This window comes from Marinobacter sp. SS21 (assembly GCF_028369065.1).
Lineage (GTDB): Bacteria > Pseudomonadota > Gammaproteobacteria > Pseudomonadales > Oleiphilaceae > Marinobacter.
Genome location: NZ_JAQNDA010000003.1, coordinates 251051 through 271598 on the forward strand (window position 1 = coordinate 251051; position 20548 = coordinate 271598).

Here is a 20548-nt window from a genome sequence, read left to right on the forward strand (position 1 = left end):
GGCCTTTTGCCAAACGGCTATAATTCAGGCAGAATTGCGCAATTTAAAATTTCGCAAAGTCCACCAAACGAGGTTTCTACTGAATGGCGAAGACAGATGTCATTGAAATGGAAGGCGTCATTATCGATACGCTGCCCAACACCATGTTCCGAGTGGAGCTCAGCAACGGCCACGTTGTCACCGCTCACATTTCAGGAAAGATGCGCAAAAACTACATCCGTATCCTGACAGGCGACAAGGTCAAAGTTGAGCTGACCCCTTACGACCTGAGCAAGGGCCGCATTGTGTATCGCGCCCGTTAATGGGTTGACATCTGAAAAAGCCCCGAACTTCGGGGCTTTTTTTGTGGAGCAGGATTTCGGGACCGGTTATTCCCTATCCTCGGCGGCGCACTCCTGGCCACCGGGATTGGTGTAGCAACGCACCTTGCGCAAGATGGTCATCATATCCTCATTATAGGCAGCCGCCGCCAGCACCGCGTCTTCATCGGAAGATTCTTTCAGGCTCACACGAACCCCTCGCAACATTTCCTGATAGCCGAGTACCGCCTCGGGAGAAATATCCACCCAGCGCTCTTCCGGCACCCGATCCTCAAACTCCCGAACGATGCGCATGGCCTCTGAATAGAGCCGGGACACGATCCGGCGTGACTTGCGCACAAACCGCTCATCAAACTCGCCTGTTCGCGCCACCAACTGGGTTGTCACCTGCCCAACCGGATAACGAACGATACCTCCGGTATCGCCCATACCACGAAACATCTCCAGCAACTCGTAGGCTGCAACTGGCGCATAGCTGATGTCTACCTCGCCATTATTGAACATTTGGGAGAAGTTGGAGGTTTTGGCAGGCACCGCAACGCCACCAAGATGGTTGATCATGAAATTGGCATCATGATGGCCCTCAAAGACACTCACCCGCTTGCCCTGTATCTCATCGACATGATCGAGGGTCCGGTCATTGACGAACAGGTACGCCGCGCCCATGGGAACCACCCCAAGAATCTGGTGTGACTCGTTTTCGAGATGCTCAGCCACCCTCGGGCTAGCGAGAATGTGCATCAGGACCTTCAGATCTTCATAACGGGGAATTGCACCAATCGCGCTGATGGACGAGGTAAAGTCATTGAACCTGCGGACCCCAATATCGGTCACCGCAATCAGGTCACAGTTTCCTTCATTAAACTCAGCAATCACCGCTTCTTCATCAGTGAACGGTCGCATACTGAGCTGGACCCCTTCTCCGGCGACCTCACGCCTGTAGTTTTCCAGGGTCTTGTAGACGAAGCCACTGGCGCCACCAATATCGAACACACAAAATTGCTTGCGTTCCAAGGCGCTGGCGGTGGACATACTGAACGCTAGGACAATGCCGAGCAGGACTGCGAGGGACAACTTCATTCGACTCATCTCCTTATCATTATTGTTGGAGGACATTCAGAATGCACTTTAACGCGGGATCAACCAGTAAAGTGCAACCGGCGCAGGGAATCCTACGATTTCGTAAGGAACCATGTCATATTGTCGAAAGAAAGGAATTGACAGCAGCAACGTAGAATTTTCGCCTGTCGGCCAAATGTGCCACAAAAAAAACCACACCGACTATCTGGTGTGGCTCTTCATTGGCATTTACAGGAAGGCCCCCTCCCGGGGGCTCTCACTACACGGCTTCGGCCGGCTCATTTTCGTAATCAAATACCAGCTCATCGTCATCCAGATGGATGTTGACCTCACCACCGCGATCAGACAACGCCCCAAACAGGATCTGCTCCGCCAGAGGACGCTTGATCTTGTCCTGTATCAGTCGTGCCATTGGGCGAGCGCCCATGGTAACGTCATAGCCTTTCTCCGCCAGCCATTGCTTGGCCGCTTCATCAACGTGAAGCACGACATGCTTTTCGTCCAGCTGGGCCTGCAGTTCGGTGAGGAACTTATCAACGACGTGGGTGATCGTTGCCTTATCCAGGTCTCCGAATTGAATGATGCCGTCGAGGCGGTTACGAAACTCCGGCGTGAAGGTCTTACTAATGATCTCCATGCCATCCGTGCGATGGTCTTGTTCACTGAAGCCAATGGAACGACGAGCCATGCTTTCGGCACCCGCGTTAGTGGTCATCACCAGGATGACGTGACGGAAGTCCGCCTTACGACCGTTGTTGTCCGTGAGCGTCCCGTGATCCATCACCTGGAGCAACAAATTGAACACTTCCGGGTGCGCCTTTTCGATCTCATCCAGCAACAGTACACAGTGCGGATGCTTGTTGACGGCCTCGGTGAGCAAACCGCCCTGATCGTAACCTACGTAGCCGGGAGGTGCGCCAATCAGCCTGGATACTGTGTGCCGCTCCATGTATTCGGACATATCGAACCGGACCAGCTCAATGCCCAACACCTTGGCCAGCTGGCGAGTCACCTCGGTTTTACCAACCCCGGTGGGCCCGGCAAACAGGAATGCCCCCTCCGGTTTTTCCGGCGCCTTCAAACCGGCTCGGGCCAGCTTGATGGCGGTGGATAGGGACTCGATGGCGGTGTCTTGTCCGAACACCACCATTTTCAAGTCCCGCTCAAGATTGCGCAGCAGGTCTTTGTCGCTGGTGGAGACATTTTTCGGCGGAATGCGGGCAATGGTCGCGACCACGTCCTCAATCGCCGACACGCCGATCACTTTCTTGCGCTTGCCCACCGGCTGCAGCCGCTGACGCGCACCTGCCTCATCAATAACGTCGATCGCCTTGTCCGGCAAATGCCGGTCGCTGATGTACCGATCCGCTAACTCCGCCGCCACCCTGAGCGCCTCATCGGTATACTTGAGCTCATGATGTTTCTCGAAATGAGGTTTCAACCCCCGCAGAATCTGATAGGTATCCTCCACGCTCGGCTCATTGACATCGATCTTCTGGAAGCGGCGTGCCAGTGCACTGTCCTTCTCAAAAATGCCCCGAAACTCTGAAAAGGTCGTCGAACCAATGCAACGGATTTCGCCGGAACTGAGCATGGGCTTCAACAGGTTGGAGGCATCCATCACCCCGCCAGACGCGGAGCCGGCGCCAATAATGGTGTGGATTTCGTCGATAAAGAGAATGGCGTGCGTTTCTTTTTTCAAGTCCGCCAGCAGCCCCTTCAGGCGTTTCTCGAAATCGCCCCGGTATTTGGTGCCGGCCAGCAAGGCGCCAAGGTCCAGGGAGTAAACCACTGCGTCAGAGATGATTTCCGGCACCTGACTGTCCACGATACGGCGAGCCAGGCCTTCGGCAATGGCGGTCTTGCCAACGCCAGCCTCACCCACCAGAAGTGGGTTGTTCTTGCGCCGACGCACCAAAATCTGGACCACCCGCTCAACCTCATGCTCCCGGCCGATAAGTGGATCGATCCGGCCCTGGCGGGCCTGTTCGTTCAGATTGGTCGCATAGCTTTCCAGCGGCTTGCTGGAGGTACCGTCTTCCGTCCCTTCCTCATGGGAAGCCTGGTCGGCGCCGCCTTCCTGGTCGTCGGCACCCTGGACGCGGGAGATTCCGTGCGATACGAAATTCACCACATCGATCCGGGCAATGTTCTGCTTCTTCAACACATAAACAGCCTGGCTTTCCTGCTCGCTGAAAATGGCGACCAGGACATTGGCGCCGGTCACTTCCTTTTTACCCGACGACTGTACATGAAACACCGCCCGCTGTAGCACACGCTGGAACCCGAGGGTCGGCTGTGTTTCGCGGTCACTATCACTGCTAGGGATCAGCGGTGTCGTGGAATCTACAAATTCAACCAACTCTTCCTGTAACTGTTGCAGGTCAGCACCACAGGCCTTCAGGACGCTAACGGCTGAATCGTTATCCAGCAACGCCAGCAGCAGATGTTCAACCGTCATGAATTCATGGCGTTTGTCGCGGGCATTTTTAAAGGCCGTATTCAGCGTATTTTCAAGATCTTTGCTCAGCATGGGCCACCCCAAGGTCTATCAGTCCGCACGTTCAATCTCGCACAGCAGCGGATGTTCGCATTCCGAGGAATACTGGTTCACCTGTGCAGCTTTCGTTTCCGCGATGTCACGGGTAAATACCCCGCATACGGCTTTTCCCTGCGTATGGACGAGCAGCATCACCTGGGTCGCCTTTTCTTCATTCATCCCAAAGAACTTCATCAATACATCCACCACGAAGTCCATGGGGGTGTAATCGTCGTTCAGCAACACAACCCGATAGCGCGCTGGGCGCTTGAGGGCCGGTTTTTCCGGGGCAAGACTGAGATCTTCATGATGCCCAGGCTCTTCTTCGCTCCCTTGATTTAATACTAGTAGAGAATTTTGGATAGTCCGCATGATTCGGTACCGGAAATCGATGCCATTTTTTTGAAAGTGGATTCATCCCACCCTGTTTTCAAGGGCTTCCCCCCAAAGACAGCGTGAGCTGGTTATCAATAACACCATAATAACGTCTCGGTGCGCATTCCAACCAGCTATTCCGGTGACCAATACTATTGACTATGACCGAATATTGGCCGAGAGTATCCCTTGCTATGTTAATTCGTGTTACGCGATGTAATTTCTGTAACACGAATGCCGAAGACGTATCTTGGCCTGCTACCGGATGGAAGCCGAGAGCGGCTTGGTAAAGACCGGATCACGGCCTTCATACCAATAATAATGGTGATAATGACGGAACAGGGGAGTTCAAAATGCCTCAAGGCAAAGTGAAGTGGTTCAATAACGCCAAGGGCTACGGCTTCATTATCGAAGATGGCTGCAGCGACGATCTGTTTGCCCACTTTTCATCGGTGCAAATGGAAGGGTACAAGACCCTCAAAGCTGGCCAGGCGGTTACCTTTGATAAAAAGCCTAGCGACAAAGGCATCCACGCGGTCAACATTGTACCGGTGGAGCAACCAGCGAAACGGGAAAATAGTGGTGAAGCCAAGCAGGCTGCCGACGATTCCAATGTTACGCAACACCCACGAGCGGTGAACGCCTGAAACACGTATTCAGGCGGCAACTCATATCTTTCGACACGGTTTTCGGATAGACAGATCCGGAGATCGAACGGGGCGCTTTGTGCGCCCTACCCGGTTATTCGCTCATCATTTTTCGTGAGCGGAGTGCTTCGTTCGCCTATTCATCCATGTTTGCGATGACCGCCTCGCCGAATTCTGAGCACTTAAGCAGCTTGGCATCCGGCATCAGACGCTCGAAATCGTAGGTCACGGTCTTCGCGGCGATGGCTCCCTCCATACCGGTGATGATCAGGTCGGCGGCCTCCGCCCACCCCAAGTGCCGCAACATCATCTCGGCCGACAAAATCAACGAACCCGGATTGACCTTGTCCTGCCCGGCGTATTTTGGAGCCGTGCCATGGGTCGCCTCAAAATTCGCAATTGAGCCCCCGATGTTGGCACCCGGCGCAATCCCGATGCCGCCCACTTCCGCGGCCAAAGCGTCGGAAATGTAGTCGCCATTGAGATTGAGGGTTGCAATCACACTGTACTCGTCCGGCCGCATCAGAATTTGCTGCAGGAAGGCGTCGGCAATCACATCCTTGATCACGATGTCCTCCCCGGTATGCGGATTTCGCATCACATGCCAAGGCCCGCCATCCAGCGGCTCAGCGCCAAACCGCGCTGCCGCCAGCTCATATCCCCAGTTTTTGAAGGCGCCCTCGGTATACTTCATGATGTTGCCTTTGTGGACCAGGGTGACCGAAGGCCGATTGGTATCGATGGCGTACTGGATGGCCTTGCGAACCAATCGCTGCGTGCCCTCCTTCGAAACCGGCTTGATGCCGATACCGCAGCCTTCCGGAAACCGGATGCTTGTCACGCCCATTTCATCTTGCAAGAAGCGGATCAGCTTCTTTGCATCCTCCGAATCCGCCGCCCACTCGATACCCGCGTAGATATCTTCCGAGTTCTCGCGAAAGATCACCATGTCGGTCAATTCGGGATGGCTGACCGGGCTTGGCACGCCTTTGAAATAACGCACCGGCCGGATGCAGGCGTATAAATCCAGCTCCTGGCGCAAGGTTACGTTCAGCGAACGATACCCGCCTCCCACGGGCGTGGTCAGAGGCCCTTTGATGCTCACCGAAAAATCCCGCAGCGCCTCCAGGGTCTCGTCCGGGAGCCAGGCATCCGCACCATAGATTTCGGTGGCCTTCTGACCGCAATACACCTCCATCCATGCGATCGCCCGTTTGTTTCCATACGCCTTTTCCACGGCGGCATTCACCACGCGCCGCATCACCGGCGTGATGTCCGCCCCGATACCATCGCCTTCGATAAAGGGGATGATCGGATGGCTGGGCACCGTGAGGGAAAGATCAGCGTTAACGACGATTCGGTCACCGTCCACCGGTTTCACAACCTTGCTATAGGCCATTATCCAGCCTCCCGTTATCACGCCAGTACTGAGCTGTTGGCGGGCGCGCACGCCTACCGTATTTAAAGCGACGCCGTAGCTGCGATATAGTTCCAGCAACGAGCCCTTGAACCACGCCCGCAGCCAGTTCAGCCCCCACCGTGGTAATCCTGGTGCGGCCGTACGGCTCTCTAAAGCTTAGTACAGTCCCACTAACAACCTCGGAGCCCCCAGTGCGCTTTGTCTGCGCCCAGTAAGCCATGGCCACCTTGATATTACTTAACAAGCCTTTTCAGGTTCTGTGCCAGTTCACCGACGACCAGGGGCGCGAGACCCTGGCAAACTACGTTGCGACACCGGAGGTCTACCCCGCCGGGCGCTTGGACTACGACTCTGAGGGATTGGTGCTACTGACCGGCAACGGTCAGCTACAGCATCGTATTGCCGCCCCCAGCAAAAAGATGCCGAAAACCTATTGGGTACAGGTTGAAGGCGATATCCATCAGGCCGCCCTCAACCGGCTTGCCGACGGTGTCGAGCTCAAGGATGGCCCTACCCGCCCAGCCCAGGCACGCCGCCTGGAAGCGCCGACTGTATGGCCCCGAACACCCCCCATCCGCCAGCGACCGAACCAGCCCACCTCCTGGATCGAGCTCACCCTAACGGAAGGCCGCAACCGCCAGGTCCGGCGGATGACGGCAGCGGTGGGATTCCCGACCTTGCGGCTGATCCGGATTCGCATCGGCAACTGGAGTCTGGAGGATCTGGCGCCTGGAGAAAGCATAACGGTCGACGTACACCTGCCGGTAACCAAGACTCCGAGACGACCAACCCGAAACGGCGCGCAACGCCAGCGTCGGTCCCACCAGAACGCCCGCACTCAGCCCAGGGGGGCTTCGAAATCATGACCTGGACACCCCACGCCACCGTCGCAGTCGTCGTGCAGGACGACCAACAACGGTACCTGCTGGTGGAAGAGCGCAGTCAGGGACGCATTGTGCTGAACCAGCCGGCGGGCCACATCGAAGAAGATGAGGCCATACTCGACGCCGCGATCCGGGAATCGCTGGAAGAGACCGGCTGGCAAGTGGAAGTCCAGCACTTTCTCGGCCTTTATACCTATAAGGCGCCCGCCAATGGCGTCACCTACTATCGGCTCTGCTTCTCGGCACGAGCGGTGAAAAAGCTGACGGATCACCTCGACACCGACATCATCGCCACCCACTGGCTGTCCCTGGAAGAACTCCGCGCCCGCCAGGAGCAACTCCGCAGCCCCCTGGTTCTGCGCTGTATAGAGGATTTCCGAAATGGCCGCCGTTATCCGCTGGACGTCATTGTCGACCCGCAGACGTAGGCCCACTTCGGTGGTACACTTCGGCGTTTTACCAGCATCGGCACAGCAATGACCAAAGCACCCGAAAACACCCGCGTGATCGTCGGCATGTCTGGCGGCGTCGACTCTTCCGTAGCGGCTTGGCTCCTGAAGTCCAAGGGCTACCAGGTGGAAGGCCTGTTCATGAAGAACTGGGACGAGGACGACGGTACCGAATACTGCACCGCCATGGCCGATCTTGCCGATGCCCAGGCGGTCGCGGATGCCATTGGAATCCCCCTGCATACCGCCAGTTTTGCCGCCGAATACTGGGACCGGGTATTCGAACACTTCCTCGCGGAATACAGTGCCGGTCGCACCCCCAATCCCGACATCCTGTGTAACAAGGAAGTCAAATTCCGCGCCTTTCTGGACTACGCCGTGACCCTGGGCGCCGACTTCATTGCCACCGGCCATTACACCCGCCAGCGCCTTCTGTCCGGTGATCCTCAGCGAGCGCAACTGTTAAAGGGGCTGGATCCAAACAAGGACCAGAGCTATTTCCTGCATGCTGTGTCGGGTGATCGCATCGCCCGCACCCTGTTCCCGGTTGGCGAGCTGGAGAAGCCGGAGGTGCGGCGTATCGCCGAGGCACAGGGGTTCGTGACCCACGACAAGAAAGACTCAACCGGCATCTGTTTCATTGGCGAACGGAAATTCCGTGACTTCCTGAAACAGTACCTGCCCGCTCAACCGGGCGACATTGAAACCCCCGACGGCCAGATCATCGGCCGCCATCAGGGTCTGATGTACCACACCATTGGCCAGCGTCAGGGCCTGGGCATCGGTGGCCTCCGCCATTTCAATGACGACCCCTGGTACGTTGCCGACAAGGATCTGCAACGTAACGTGCTGCTGGCGGTTCAGGGCAAGAACCATCCCCTGCTGTTTTCCAGAGGGTTGCTCAGCGGCGCTATTGACTGGGTAGCCGGTCAGGCACCAGCAGAGGAATTCCATTGCAAGGCCAAGACCCGCTACCGACAGCCTGACCAGGACTGCCGGGTGATGGTGAATGCGGGCAACGGCGGCGTACGGGTCGAATTCGACCAGCCCCAACGCGCCGTGACCCCTGGCCAGTCCGTGGTCTTCTACGATGGCGAGGTGTGTCTGGGTGGTGGCGTTATCGAGCAGACCTGGCGCGACGGCGAAGCCGCCCCCAAAAACGCCACCGCCAACGGAGCCTCTGTATGAGCCGCTCACTGCAGGATCAGACCCTGGCCCTGGCCGGGATCTGCCAGGCGACCGCCCTGGTGCAACAGATCGCCCACACCGGTCGCTGCGCCGACTCCAGCCTGGAAACCAGCCTTCGCTCGCTGTTTGCGACCGCGCCGGACTCAACCCTCGGCGTATACGGCGAGCTCAAGGACCTGCGGGAAGGCCTGGCCACCTTGGCCAACGTGCTGAGCGAACAGAGTCAACGCCAGGAGGTTGAAATCTTGCGCTATACCCTCAACCTGATGCACCTGGAATCCAAGCTTAATCGCAACCGCGACATGCTGGACATTATTGGTAGCCGGATTGATCAGGCCCGTCATACCGCTGACCATTTCGGCTACAGCCACAGCAACCTGATCAGCAACCTGGCGTCGATCTACACGGACACCATCAGCACGTTGCGCCCACGGATCCAGGTGACCGGGGATCCGAACGTGTTGAGAATCGACGAGAACGCCGCCAAGATCCGCGCATTACTGCTGGCCGGCATTCGCTCGGCCGTGCTCTGGCGCCAGACCGGCGGTCGTCGCTGGCAACTCATTTTTACCCGCCGCAAGACCGTCGTTTCGGCAAAAGCGCTTGCAGAGCAGGCGAATAGGTCGGTTTACGACTGATTACCGGTCACGGCTGGTGTATCATAATTAACCCTGTTTTTTCTTTGATGATTTGAGAGGTTTTCGATGGAACTCACCGCCCTGACCGCCATTTCACCGGTCGATGGACGCTATGGCAGCAAAGTCAGCGTCTTCCGCAACATGTTCAGTGAATACGGCTTGATCAGAAACCGGGTAACCGTTGAAATCCGCTGGCTGCAGCAACTCTCCGAACACTCCGCCATCGACGAGGTGCCGGGCTTCTCGGACGCCGCCCATCAGGTGCTGGATTCCATCGTCAACGATTTCAGCCTAGCGGACGCGGAACGGGTAAAGACCATCGAGCGCACCACCAATCATGACGTCAAGGCAGTGGAATATTTCATCAAAGAGAAGATTGCCGGCGTACCGGAACTCAATGCGGTCACCGAGTTCGTACACTTTGCCTGTACCTCGGAAGACATCAATAACCTGTCCCACGGCCTGATGCTACGGGAAGGCCTGCATGAAGGCCTGCTGCCGGCCATGGAACGGGTAATCGACAGGCTTAGCGAGCTGGCCAAGCAACACGCCAACCTCCCCATGCTGTCCCGCACCCATGGTCAGACCGCCTCTCCCAGCACCGTGGGCAAGGAACTGGCAAACGTGGTCTTCCGCCTGCAACGGCAGCTAAAACAGATCCAGGGCGTTGAGCTGCTGGGCAAGATCAACGGTGCCGTGGGCAACTACAACGCCCACTTGTCCGCCTACCCCCACATCGACTGGTCCGCCAACGCCAAGGCCTTCGTTGAAGCTCTTGGACTGAGCTGGAACCCGTACACCACCCAGATTGAACCACACGACTACATTGCTGAGTTGTTCGATGCGGTAGCCCGGTTCAACACCATCCTGATCGATCTGGATCGGGATATCTGGGGCTACATCTCCCTGGGCTATTTCAAGCAAAAAACCGTGGAAGGCGAAGTGGGTTCGTCCACCATGCCGCACAAGGTTAACCCGATCGATTTCGAGAATTCCGAAGGCAACCTCGGCATCGCCAATGCACTGCTGGCTCACCTGTCCGCCAAGCTGCCGATCTCTCGCTGGCAACGGGACCTGACCGATTCCACCGTGCTGCGCAACTTGGGCGTCGGCTTCGCTCACAGCCTGATTGCCTACGAGGCCACCCTCAAAGGCCTGGGCAAACTGGAAGTAAACCCCGGTCGCCTGGCGGAGGACCTGGACAACGCCTGGGAAGTCCTGGCCGAGCCCATCCAGACCGTGATGCGCCGGTACAACATCGAAAAGCCGTACGAAAAGCTCAAGGACCTCACCCGCGGTAAGGCCATGACGGCCGAGGTGATCCGTGACTTCGTCGAGAAACTGGATATTCCGCAAGAAGCCAAGACTGAGCTGCTTGCCCTGACCCCGGCACGCTACATCGGTAACGCAACAGACCAGGCCGGGGCGATCTGATCCATGGACGTACTAGGCGGACTCACGACAGAGGCATTCCTGCGCGACTACTGGCAGAAGAAGCCGCTGGTGATCCGCCAGGCGCTGCCAGGCTACCGCTGCCCGATAACGGCAGATGAACTGGCCGGATTGGCCTGCGAGGACGCGGTCGAATCCCGCATCGTGATCGAACAGGACGAAGGCAAACCCTGGCAGCTGCACAACGGCCCATTTACACCGGAACGCTTTGCGTCTCTGCCTCCGACCCACTGGACCCTGCTCATTCAGGGGCTGGATCATTGGGCGCCGGAGATTGCGGACGTGCTGGAGGCATTTCGCTTCATTCCTAACTGGCGCCTGGATGACATCATGGCCAGCTACGCCCCGCAAGGTGGCAGTGTTGGCCCCCACTACGATCAGTACGACGTTTTTCTGCTGCAGGTCGAGGGCCAGCGCGAATGGACCTTCGGCGGCCACTGCGATCACACCGCCCCCCGGGTCGAGGGTACGCCGCTGCGTATCCTCAGCAGCTGGGACGGCGAGGAAACGGTCGTGCTGGAGCCCGGCGACATGCTGTACCTCCCGCCCGGGATCGGCCATCACGGCGTTGCCCTGAATGACTGCATTACGCTGTCCATCGGCTTTCGTGCCCCTTCCATGGACGATATCCTGACCGGTTACACCGATTTCCTGTGCAGCCAGACGGACGCCTCCCAACATTTCACCGATCCAGGACTCAAACCCCAGAACAATCCCGGTGCCATCGGCCCGCAGGTAATTGGCGAGCTGGAGGCCATGATTCGCGACAAGCTGTCGGACCGACGGCAATTGGCGCTCTGGTTTGGCCAGTTCTCCACCGCGCCGAAGAGCCTGGACATTGTTGTGCCGGCCGAAGACCCGCTGGCGCCAGACGCGCTGCTTGAACGTCTCAGGCACCAGGAGCCGCTGCGGTGGAACGAAGGCTCCCGTTTCGCCTTCCATGAACTGGACGACGAAACCGCACTGTTTGTCGATGGTGAGCGCTACCTGTTACGCGGTGAGGCCAGAGAACTGGCTCCCATTCTGTGCCGGTCCGCCAACGTCGATGCCGATCTGCTAGTTCCTTTACTCGAAGAGCCTGCCCTGGCCGAGTTGGTGACCGCCCTGCACAATCAGGGCAGCCTGTATTTCGAATGAAGATCCGAATCCGGAAATACAGCTGGCAGCTGGCCCCTCAATCGCTGAAAGATATCCGGCAGAAGGTGTTCATCGAAGAACAAGGGGTGCCGCCTGAACTGGAATGGGACGATACCGATGAAATAGCCGACCATTTCGTGGCGGTCACCGCGGAGAACCTGCCGGTCGGGGTCTCGAGAATGTACCCGTCGGTGACCGACACCGCCCACATCGGTCGCATGGCGGTGCTGCCCAGCCATCGTGGCCAGGGGATCGGAGACCATCTTATGCGACAGATGCTGACGGAGGCCCAGGGCCATTTTCAGGATCTTTATCTTTCGGCACAGGAACACGCCGTCGCCTTCTATCAGCGCTTTGGCTTCCACGTCTGCTCGCTGCCCTACGACGATGCCGGCATCCCCCACCTCGATATGCGGTGTCTGGCCCCGGACCTGATACTGCCAGAACTTGATCGGCGTCCCGCCCCCATGGTGATGGGCAAGGATCATGGCAGCTGGCCGGTCGCTTCCGAACAGCAGCTGGTACAGGTCATGGACTCGGTGGCCAATCAGGCCCGGCAGAAGCTTTGGCTGTACGACCGGGAACTGGAGCATGATCTCTATGATCGCCAGCGCTTCCGTGAAATCCTGTCAGCGCTCGCCCGTCGACATCGGCTCAGTGAAATACGATTGCTGATTCACGACGACAAGCCGTTGGTGAAGAAGCGCCACCAGATTGTCGAGTTAATGAAACGCTTGCCCAGCAAGATAGAGCTCCGCACGATCAGCGAGGATCACCCCTTCGAGGATCAACCGTTCATGATTGCCGATCGGGAAGCGGTGCTCTTCCGGCATGAGTTCGGCAAACCCGCGGGTCTGGCCCTGTTGGCCGCAGGAGGCCGGGCCAAGCTGATGGCTGAGGCGTTCCAGCGGATGTGGGACGTGGCTAGCCCATCGAAGGAATTTCGCCAACTCGGCATTTAGTCCGGCCCGGGCAACGCAAACCGGGCGTCAGCGGCAGGGCGCGCACCGGCTATTCCGACGGCTCAGTTAACCCTTTTAACCCTTTGGCGTCGGAGGCTTGCCAAGCCCCCTCGAAGCGCCCACCGAACGGTGCGAACTCGGTGTCGACCTCTTCCGCCACTTCCACAATCAGACGACGCAACCACTGGTGGTCCGGATTGTGCTGGAGAAGCGGGCTCCAGGCCATCTTCAGCTCAAATGGAGGAATCTCGAAAGGCGGGGCCTTGACCACCAGGTTGGCGTTGTCCTTTTGCAACCAGGCCGCGCGACACGGCAAGGTCGCAATCAGGTCATGTTGCTCGGCCAGTAGCATGGCCACCTGGTAATGCCGGGTGAACACCGAAATCTGCCGCTTATGGCCAATCAGTGACAGCGCCTCATCAACCCAGCCCAGCCGCTGCACATCCTTCGGATTGACGCCGACACCAACGCCAAATCCGGTCTTACTGACCCAGATGTGGCTAGCGTCCAGATAGCTGTCAAGAGTGAACGGCTGGCGCAGAATCGGATTGCGGGCATTCATCAGGCAGGCGAAGTACTCGGTCCACAAGGTTTTCTGATGAAAAGACTGGGGCAATTTGTCAAAGCGGTTAATCGCCATGTCCAGACGCCCCTGCTCCACATCCAGGAAGCTGACATCGCTGGGCGTCAATACATCCAGAGTCACATTAGGGGCTTCTTGTCGAATCCGCCGCAGCACCCGCGGCATCAGGCAGGATTCGGCATAGTCACTGGCCATGATCCGAAACACACGCTGGCTCTCACCGGCCGAAAACGGCGTCTTTTCCTGAACCGCCTGCTCAATGTCTGACAGAATACTGCGCACCAGCGGCTGCAGCTCCGTCGCCCGCTCGGTGGCGGTCATGCCTTCGCTGGTGCGTACCAGCAGTGGATCCCCAAACAGGTCTCTCAGCCGGCGCAGGCCGTTGCTCATGGCGGGCTGCGTTATGCCCAGGTGGTTGGCCGCTTTGGTTACATTCCGCTCCCGCAACAGCACGTCAAGATACACCAGCAGATTCAGATCAACTCGGGAAATATCCATCGCTTTGTTTCTCGCGGCGAACGGGCCGCCTCTCATGTGTGCATTCACAGCATCAATAGTCTAGAGCGTACCAATACACAGCAATGATAGAAAGCCCCGAAAGGTGTACCCTATGGCGATTGGCCAATCCGCTTTCTGCTAATCTTTCGGCAGCTTGTGGGATTTTCTGTATGCTCTACATTCAATAGATAATGCTGCCTCTTCGTTGGGGGCGATTCGGAGCACGCTCAGTTACTATGGATACCACCCTGATTATCGGGCTGCTGGCCGCAATCGTGGCCCTGTCAATTGCAGCCATCGCCGTCACCCAACTTCGCGAGCGAGCGAAAATTGAACGCGCACGCAAAGCCAAAGCCTTTGAGGATGGCTACAAGCGCACTTCAATTCTGCTCGACGAGCTGCCAAGCCAGTACTTGACCAATGAGCTCAAACTGATACTGCTCCAACGCATGGAAGCGTCCTGCCAAAACCTGGAAAAGCTCGGCACCGCACTACCGGTGGCAGACTGGCTGGCAGAAGCGCGCCAACGCCAACAGAAGGTCAAAGACGATCAAGATCAGCGACCGCCATTGCGAATCGATTCCCCGGCAAAATCCACTCGGATAAAGGAATTACTGGAAAACCTTTTCAAGCTCATTGAAAGCCTTAACAAAGCCGGCGAACTGGACAACGCGACGACGAAGAAAAACCTGAGGTATGTGTTGTTCCTGGTGCATAAAACCCACGCCGACCTCCACATATTCCAGGCCCGGGAACTGTTGCGTCAAAACGAAAAACGCAAGGCCATTCATGAGTATCATTTGGCCTGCACCGAAATGGGCAAATCGAAGGACAATCCCTTGGCGGCGAAAGTGATCAAGAGCCTGCGCACACGAATTAAAGAACTCGAAGGCCAACTCAGCGAGGGGCAGGCGAAACCGGTTACTGAAGAGCAAAATCGTCTGGATAAGGAATGGGGTACCTTTCTCGAAGACGACAAATGGAAGAAAAAAGCCGACTATGATGAATAACCTGGCGCCGGCCTTCCAGACAACAATTAGATAACGGGATCCAACGCTCAGTGACTGCTCGGCTCACCAAACGCCTTTCGTACCGTCTTACTCGCAATACCGTGCTGTTGGCCATGGCTCTGGGGCTGGTGCTGAATCTGTCGCAGGTAACTCTGGACTTTTTCCAGGCTCGCGAAGCCATGGACGAAGATATCCAGGCCCTCATGAAGATCAGCCGCAGCCCAGCGTCACAGATTGCCTACAACATCGACGTGCGGCTCGCAGAGGAACTCCTGGACGGATTGCTGCAGCATCCAGCCATCATCGACACCCGCATCATCGATCCGGATGGCCGTACCCTCGCGGCAGCCAGCGAGAGCAGTCCCGATTCCAGGTACCGCTGGGTTAGTGACTTGCTGTTCGGCTCCAGCCGCTTCTACGCTGACCAACTGAGCGTCCCACAGTTGGCCAACATCCCCCTGGGGCAACTCGCCATTACCATCGATACCTATCACTATGGTCTGAGTTTTCTGCAACGCGCCGGCTATACGCTAGCCAGCGGCTTTATCAAAAGCCTGGTGCTCTCGGTCATGCTGCTGTTGTTGTTTTACTTCATGCTCACCAAGCCGATGCTCAAGGTGGTAAAAGCACTGAGCAAAGTAGATACGGAGTCACCCGAGAAAATTCGCCTGCCAGTGCCACTGAAACATCTGGACGATGAAATCGGCCTGATGATTAACATCGTCAATGACCACCTGGGTACCATCGACTCCAGTCTGGCACAGCTTCGTGCGGCGGAAACCGCAATGAAAAATTACTCCAGCCAACTGGAATCCGAAGTTGTCGATCGTACTCGGGAAATTTCTGAAAAGAACGAAGCCTTACAGCGAGGCAACCGTGCGTTGATCAAGGCCAAGGAGGACGCCGTTCGCCGGGCTCGCTCTCGGGCAGCGTTTCTTGCCAATATGAGTCATGAAATACGCACCCCCCTCAACGGTGTACTGGGTATGCTTTCCCTGGCACTGGAAGGCGAGCTGGCAACTGGTCAGCGTGATCGCCTGGAGATCGCCTACAACGCAGGCCAAAGCCTGCTGGGTTTGCTCAATGACATCCTCGACATTTCCAAGGTCGAAGCCGGCAAACTGAACCTGGAGGTGATTCCGTTCAGCCTGCGACGACTGGTGGAAGAGTGTGCCGCGCTCCATGCCCAACAGGCCCGCCGCAAGCACATTGACCTGGTGGCCGACCTTGAACCGGATCTGGCGGAGACGTTCCTTGGGGATCCCACTCGTACCCGGCAGATCATCAACAACCTGCTTAGCAATGCCATCAAGTTCACCAACACCGGTGAAGTTCGCATTCAGGTAAAGCAGGCCAACGGCAAGGTTCGACTGGAAGTTATCGATACCGGCATCGGCATGTCCGCTGAAGGCCTCAACCGCATTTTTGCGCCATTTGCCCAAGCCGACTCCGACACCACCCGCCTGTACGGTGGAACCGGTCTGGGCCTGACTCTGTGCCGGCAATTGGTAGAACGGATGCACGGTCAGATCCTGTTGGACTCAGAGCCAGATCGCGGCACCCACTTTACCGTCATCTTGTCCCTTCCGTCCCACAAACCGGACCTGGATCAAGGCAAGCTCAGCGCCGTTACCGACGAGCTGAGAAGCAACGGGGTGACTCTTGCCCTGCCCCGGGAACACCCACACCGCACGGCGGTGGAAAAGCAACTGCGTGCCTGGGGCATACCCATTCGATCCCCCAACACCCCGAATCGCGGCGTCCTGATTACCGTGCCCGAGCCATCGGAGTTCAGCGACCTTGCCGACAGCTGGCAAGGAGAGCGGGTGATTTGGCTCGACAGCAGCGGTACTTACACGGCACAGCCGTTCCAGAGTTCCGTCACCCTCCCACTGCAGCGGGAGGCTCTGCACCGGGCCCTCTGCCAGCCTGGGCCCGCCCGCACCGAGCCAACAGCTCCTTCGCTCAGCGAGCGGGAACGCGCTCGGCCGCTCACCCTGTTGCTAGTGGAGGACAATCAGGTCAACCAGCTCGTGGCCAGCACCATGCTGAAGAAAATGGGGCACATCGTCGACGTGGTTGAGAATGGCCAAATTGCGCTGAAGGCGCTGGAGATGCAGGACTATGACATTGTGCTCATGGATTGCCAGATGCCAGTGATGGACGGCTACACTGCAACCCGCAGGATCCGCGAAAATCCGGGCTGGAAGGACTTGCCGATCATTGCCGTTACTGCCAACGTGATGCAGGGTGATCGTGACGACTGCTTTGCCGCCGGAATGAACGACTACATCACCAAACCCTACAACCGGCAGGATCTGCTAGCGGTCATCCAACGCTGGAGCCGTCAGCACGATCCAGCGCAGCCAGCAGGCTCCTGAGCTCCTCGCGAAGCGCCTCCAGGCGCTGCGGATCGATACCGCTGCTGCACATCAGTTGCTCAGGGATTGCGACGGCGCGCCGGCGCAACTCGCGGCCACGCCCCGTTAAGGCAATCGTGACCACCCGCTCATCACTACTGTCCCGCCGGCGCTCTACCAACGCAGCCCCCTGCAGACGCTTCAGCAACGGCGTCAAGGTCCCGGTATCGAGCCGCAGGCGCTGGCCAATATCCGAGACCCTAACCCGCTCCCCATCACGGTCTGCCTGCCAGAGCACCAACATCACCAGATACTGCGGATAGGTCAGCCCCAGCTCCGCCAGCAACGGCCGATAACGGGCGGTGACGGCCCGATTTGCCGCGTAGATGGCGAAGCAGAGCTGATTATCCAACGCCAACAACGGGTCGGCGTCAGTGGTCATGGTCTTCACAGCAGTTTTTCAATATCGCCTCGAATGGCTTCCGGTTTGGCGGTCGGCGGATAGCGCTTGACCACCTGCCCGTCCTTATTAATCAGAAACTTGGTGAAATTCCATTTGATCTTCTCGGAACCCAGCATGCCTTTGGCCTGAGACTTGAGGAAGCGGTAAAGTGGATGGGCATCGGGCCCGTTCACCTCAATCTTGGCAAACATCGGGAAATCCACGCCGTAATTCAGGCTACAGAACTGACTGATGGCGTCGTTGTCTGCGGGATCCTGACTCATGAACTGGTTGCAGGGAAACCCCAGCACTTCCAGGCCCCGACCATTGAGATCGGCATACAGCCCTTGCAGGCCTTCAAACTGCGGCGTAAACCCGCACTTGCTGGCGGTGTTGACAACCAGCAACACCTTACCCTTGTACTCCGCCATGGAATGACTGGCGCCTTTGATGTCCTGCACTTCGATGTCATAAAGCGACTGCGTGGTCATGATTCGCTGCTCTCCTTTCTTTCGTTTCTTTCGTTTCTTTCGTTTCTTTCGTTTCTTTCGTCGGATTCGATTGCATCGTTCGCTTAAATTCAATCGCCGCAATTTATATTGTGCAAAATATAATATGGCACAATACTAATTGCACTGCATGATTGCAACACCCGGTTTCGAGCTGTACCGGATAAATATCTGGGTTCTGTACCGTTTTCGCCACAATTGATCACTTCACCCCTGTTGCCGCCCTCGCCCGCTCCGATAGAATAGGATCTTTGGAACCACCAACGGGAAGCCGACCTTTATGCAGAACTACCTGAAGTCCGCCAAGCTGGATAACGTATGCTACGAAATTCGCGGCGTGGTTCTGCGTGAGGCCCGTCGGCTTGAAGAAGAAGGCCATCGGGTGCTCAAGCTCAACATCGGCAACCCAGCCGCTTTCGAGCTCGACGTGCCCGAGGAAATTCAGCAGGATGTGATTTACAACATGCCCCAGGCCCAGGGTTATGTTGAATCCAAAGGACTTTTCTCGGCCCGCAAAGCGGTCATGCATTACTGCCAGCAACGGGGCATCGACAAGGTCGACATCGACGATATTTTCCTCGGCAACGGGGTCAGCGAACTGATCGTCATGTCCATGCAGGCGCTTCTCAATACCGGCGACGAAGTGCTGATTCCAGCCCCGGATTACCCGCTCTGGACCGCCGCCGTAACGCTGTCCAGCGGCAAGCCGGTGCACTACCGCTGCGATGAGGAACAGGACTGGTATCCGGATCTCGATGACATCCGCCAGAAGATCACCAGCCGTACCCGAGCCATTGTGCTGATCAACCCCAACAACCCAACGGGTGCAGTCTACTCGAAGGAGCTGCTGGAACAGGTCATTGAATTGGCTCGCCAACACAACCTGATCGTGTTATCCGATGAGATCTACGACAAGATCCTCTATGACGGTACCCAGCACATTTCCACCGCCTCGCTGGCAGACGATGTACTGTTCCTTACTTACAACGGCCTCTCCAAAAACTACCGGGCTGCCGGCTACCGCTCCGGCTGGATGATCATCAGCGGCGCGAAACACCGGGCAACCGACCTGATCGAGGGCATTGAAATGCTCTCGAACATGCGACTGTGCGCCAATGTTCCCGCCCAGCTCGCGATCCAGACGGCACTGGGCGGCTACCAGTCCATCAACGATCTCGTCGCCCCCGGTGGCCGGCTGTATGAACAGCGGGAAACCGCCTGGTCATTGCTCAATGACATCCCCGGTGTCAGTTGTGTCAAACCGAAAGGGGCTCTGTACCTGTTCCCGAAACTGGACCCGAAACGCTTCCCCATCGTCAATGATGAGAAACTGGTGCTGGACCTGCTGCTTCAGGAACGCATCCTGTTAGTCCAGGGGTCCGCCTTCAACATCGACGACCGGCAGCACCTGCGAGTGGTGTTCCTGCCCAGAGAGGACACCCTGGCAGACGCCATGAAGCGACTGGCCCACTTCCTATCCAGCTACCAGCAGTAACAGGAGCGGGCATGGCCGACATTCACATCGAAGAGTTCTACAAAGACACCGCCATTGCCCTGGTTCAGCTTTACAATGCCTTCCCAAGACGGACGAATCTGTTTGTGGAAGACATTGCGGGGCCGGACCAACCCGATGAGTTCGGCCTGCACAGCCGGCGTCACATGGCCTGTTTTGGGGCGTTGCTGTGGCTGGCGGAGGAAGGCCTGCTGCGTTATGTCGACACCATCCGACAGGAGGCCCTGGATCAGGCAGTGCTGACCCAGGCCGCCCTGGTCCGCCTGAGTGCGCCAGCCAGTCCGGAACTGATCGCCGAGATTGCCCCCACCGCCTTGGCCGAGGCCGAGGCCGCGCCACCATCCCTACGGTCGGATTACGCCACATTTATCTACCTGATTCGCCAAGCATTGCGAAGTGGCCACTCTTCCAGGGTTGGCCAGGTCATACAAGCCTCACTCTTCAGCGGCCACCAAGCCCCCGCTGGGTCTGCCGCCCGCTGAATTATTTTCGCTGCTAACCGCTTGAAGGGCGCTCACATCATCCCGATATAATGGGGTGTC

Annotated in this window: 20 protein-coding genes; 13 read left to right on the plus strand and 7 right to left on the minus strand. The window is 57.4% G+C overall.

Going from position 1 to position 20548, the window contains the following annotated elements; translation table 11 throughout:
• Window positions 1-83: 83 nt before the first annotated feature.
• A complete protein-coding gene (infA, locus tag N6L25_RS05605) occupies window positions 84-302 on the plus strand; it encodes a translation initiation factor IF-1 (protein WP_007350942.1) in 219 nt (72 codons plus the stop codon).
• A gap of 66 nt (window positions 303-368) precedes the next feature.
• Here the strand turns inward: infA and N6L25_RS05610 are convergent, their stop codons facing one another.
• The 3 genes from N6L25_RS05610 to clpS form a co-directional block, all read right to left on the minus strand.
• On the minus strand, window positions 369-1400 hold the full coding sequence (locus N6L25_RS05610) for a putative solute-binding protein (protein ID WP_271978769.1): 1032 nt from the start codon (window positions 1398-1400) through the stop codon (window positions 369-371).
• A 259-nt stretch (window positions 1401-1659) separates the two neighbouring features.
• Window positions 1660-3933, minus strand: coding sequence for an ATP-dependent Clp protease ATP-binding subunit ClpA (clpA, locus tag N6L25_RS05615; protein WP_271978770.1), 2274 nt, complete (start codon window positions 3931-3933; stop codon window positions 1660-1662).
• Window positions 3934-3951: 18 nt separating this feature from the next.
• Window positions 3952-4311, minus strand: a complete 360-nt coding sequence (clpS, locus tag N6L25_RS05620; RefSeq protein ID WP_271978771.1) for an ATP-dependent Clp protease adapter ClpS — start codon at window positions 4309-4311, stop codon at window positions 3952-3954.
• 356 nt (window positions 4312-4667) lie between these two features.
• Between clpS and N6L25_RS05625 the strand changes: the two genes are divergently transcribed.
• Window positions 4668-4961 (plus strand): cold shock domain-containing protein, encoded by a 294-nt coding sequence (locus N6L25_RS05625; protein WP_271978772.1) that lies wholly within the window; start codon window positions 4668-4670, stop codon window positions 4959-4961.
• A 136-nt stretch (window positions 4962-5097) separates the two neighbouring features.
• On the opposite strand, the gene icd is transcribed toward N6L25_RS05625, so the two are convergent.
• Complete coding sequence (gene icd / locus N6L25_RS05630) at window positions 5098-6360, minus strand: NADP-dependent isocitrate dehydrogenase (protein ID WP_271978955.1); 1263 nt, start codon at window positions 6358-6360, stop codon at window positions 5098-5100.
• A gap of 239 nt (window positions 6361-6599) precedes the next feature.
• Between icd and N6L25_RS05635 the strand changes: the two genes are divergently transcribed.
• From N6L25_RS05635 to N6L25_RS05665, 7 genes are all read left to right on the plus strand, one after another.
• Complete coding sequence (locus N6L25_RS05635; RefSeq protein WP_271978773.1) at window positions 6600-7247, plus strand: pseudouridine synthase; 648 nt, start codon at window positions 6600-6602, stop codon at window positions 7245-7247.
• Window positions 7244-7693: an NUDIX hydrolase gene (locus N6L25_RS05640; RefSeq protein WP_271978774.1), complete on the plus strand. Its 450-nt coding sequence runs from the start codon at window positions 7244-7246 to the stop codon at window positions 7691-7693. The genes N6L25_RS05635 and N6L25_RS05640 overlap by 4 nt, the downstream gene beginning before the upstream one ends.
• Window positions 7694-7741: 48 nt before the next feature.
• Window positions 7742-8902, plus strand: coding sequence for a tRNA 2-thiouridine(34) synthase MnmA (gene mnmA, locus N6L25_RS05645; RefSeq protein ID WP_271978775.1), 1161 nt, complete (start codon window positions 7742-7744; stop codon window positions 8900-8902).
• The gene (hflD, locus tag N6L25_RS05650) at window positions 8899-9540 is read left to right on the plus strand and encodes a high frequency lysogenization protein HflD (RefSeq protein WP_271978776.1); all 642 of its coding nucleotides are present in this window, start codon (window positions 8899-8901) and stop codon (window positions 9538-9540) included. Before mnmA ends, hflD begins: the two co-directional genes overlap by 4 nt.
• A 66-nt stretch (window positions 9541-9606) precedes the next feature.
• Entirely contained in the window at window positions 9607-10974 is a 1368-nt protein-coding gene (gene purB, locus N6L25_RS05655; protein ID WP_271978777.1) for an adenylosuccinate lyase, read from the plus strand.
• Between the two features lie 3 nt (window positions 10975-10977).
• Window positions 10978-12129: a cupin domain-containing protein gene (locus N6L25_RS05660; RefSeq protein ID WP_271978778.1), complete on the plus strand. Its 1152-nt coding sequence runs from the start codon at window positions 10978-10980 to the stop codon at window positions 12127-12129.
• On the plus strand, window positions 12126-13091 hold the full coding sequence (locus tag N6L25_RS05665) for a GNAT family N-acetyltransferase (RefSeq protein ID WP_271978779.1): 966 nt from the start codon (window positions 12126-12128) through the stop codon (window positions 13089-13091). The genes N6L25_RS05660 and N6L25_RS05665 overlap by 4 nt, the downstream gene beginning before the upstream one ends.
• Before the next feature lie 49 nt (window positions 13092-13140).
• On the opposite strand, the gene N6L25_RS05670 is transcribed toward N6L25_RS05665, so the two are convergent.
• Complete coding sequence (locus N6L25_RS05670; RefSeq protein ID WP_271978780.1) at window positions 13141-14172, minus strand: LysR family transcriptional regulator; 1032 nt, start codon at window positions 14170-14172, stop codon at window positions 13141-13143.
• A gap of 236 nt (window positions 14173-14408) precedes the next feature.
• On the opposite strand from N6L25_RS05670, the gene N6L25_RS05675 reads away from it, so the two are divergent.
• A complete protein-coding gene (locus N6L25_RS05675; RefSeq protein ID WP_271978781.1) occupies window positions 14409-15182 on the plus strand; it encodes a hypothetical protein in 774 nt (257 codons plus the stop codon).
• Between the two features lie 113 nt (window positions 15183-15295).
• Window positions 15296-17563, plus strand: coding sequence for an ATP-binding protein (locus N6L25_RS05680; protein ID WP_442915215.1), 2268 nt, complete (start codon window positions 15296-15298; stop codon window positions 17561-17563).
• Here N6L25_RS05680 and N6L25_RS05685 read toward each other — a convergent pair.
• A complete protein-coding gene (locus N6L25_RS05685) occupies window positions 17511-17984 on the minus strand; it encodes a MarR family winged helix-turn-helix transcriptional regulator (protein WP_271978783.1) in 474 nt (157 codons plus the stop codon). The genes N6L25_RS05680 and N6L25_RS05685 overlap by 53 nt on opposite strands.
• Window positions 17985-17989: 5 nt before the next feature.
• On the minus strand, window positions 17990-18475 hold the full coding sequence (locus N6L25_RS05690) for a glutathione peroxidase (RefSeq protein WP_271978784.1): 486 nt from the start codon (window positions 18473-18475) through the stop codon (window positions 17990-17992).
• 298 nt (window positions 18476-18773) lie between these two features.
• Here N6L25_RS05690 and N6L25_RS05695 point away from each other — a divergent pair, with 298 nt between their 5' ends.
• Complete coding sequence (locus N6L25_RS05695) at window positions 18774-19988, plus strand: pyridoxal phosphate-dependent aminotransferase (RefSeq protein ID WP_271978785.1); 1215 nt, start codon at window positions 18774-18776, stop codon at window positions 19986-19988.
• Window positions 19989-19999: 11 nt separating this feature from the next.
• Window positions 20000-20488, plus strand: a complete 489-nt coding sequence (locus N6L25_RS05700) for a hypothetical protein (RefSeq protein WP_271978786.1) — start codon at window positions 20000-20002, stop codon at window positions 20486-20488.
• Window positions 20489-20548: the final 60 nt, after the last annotated feature.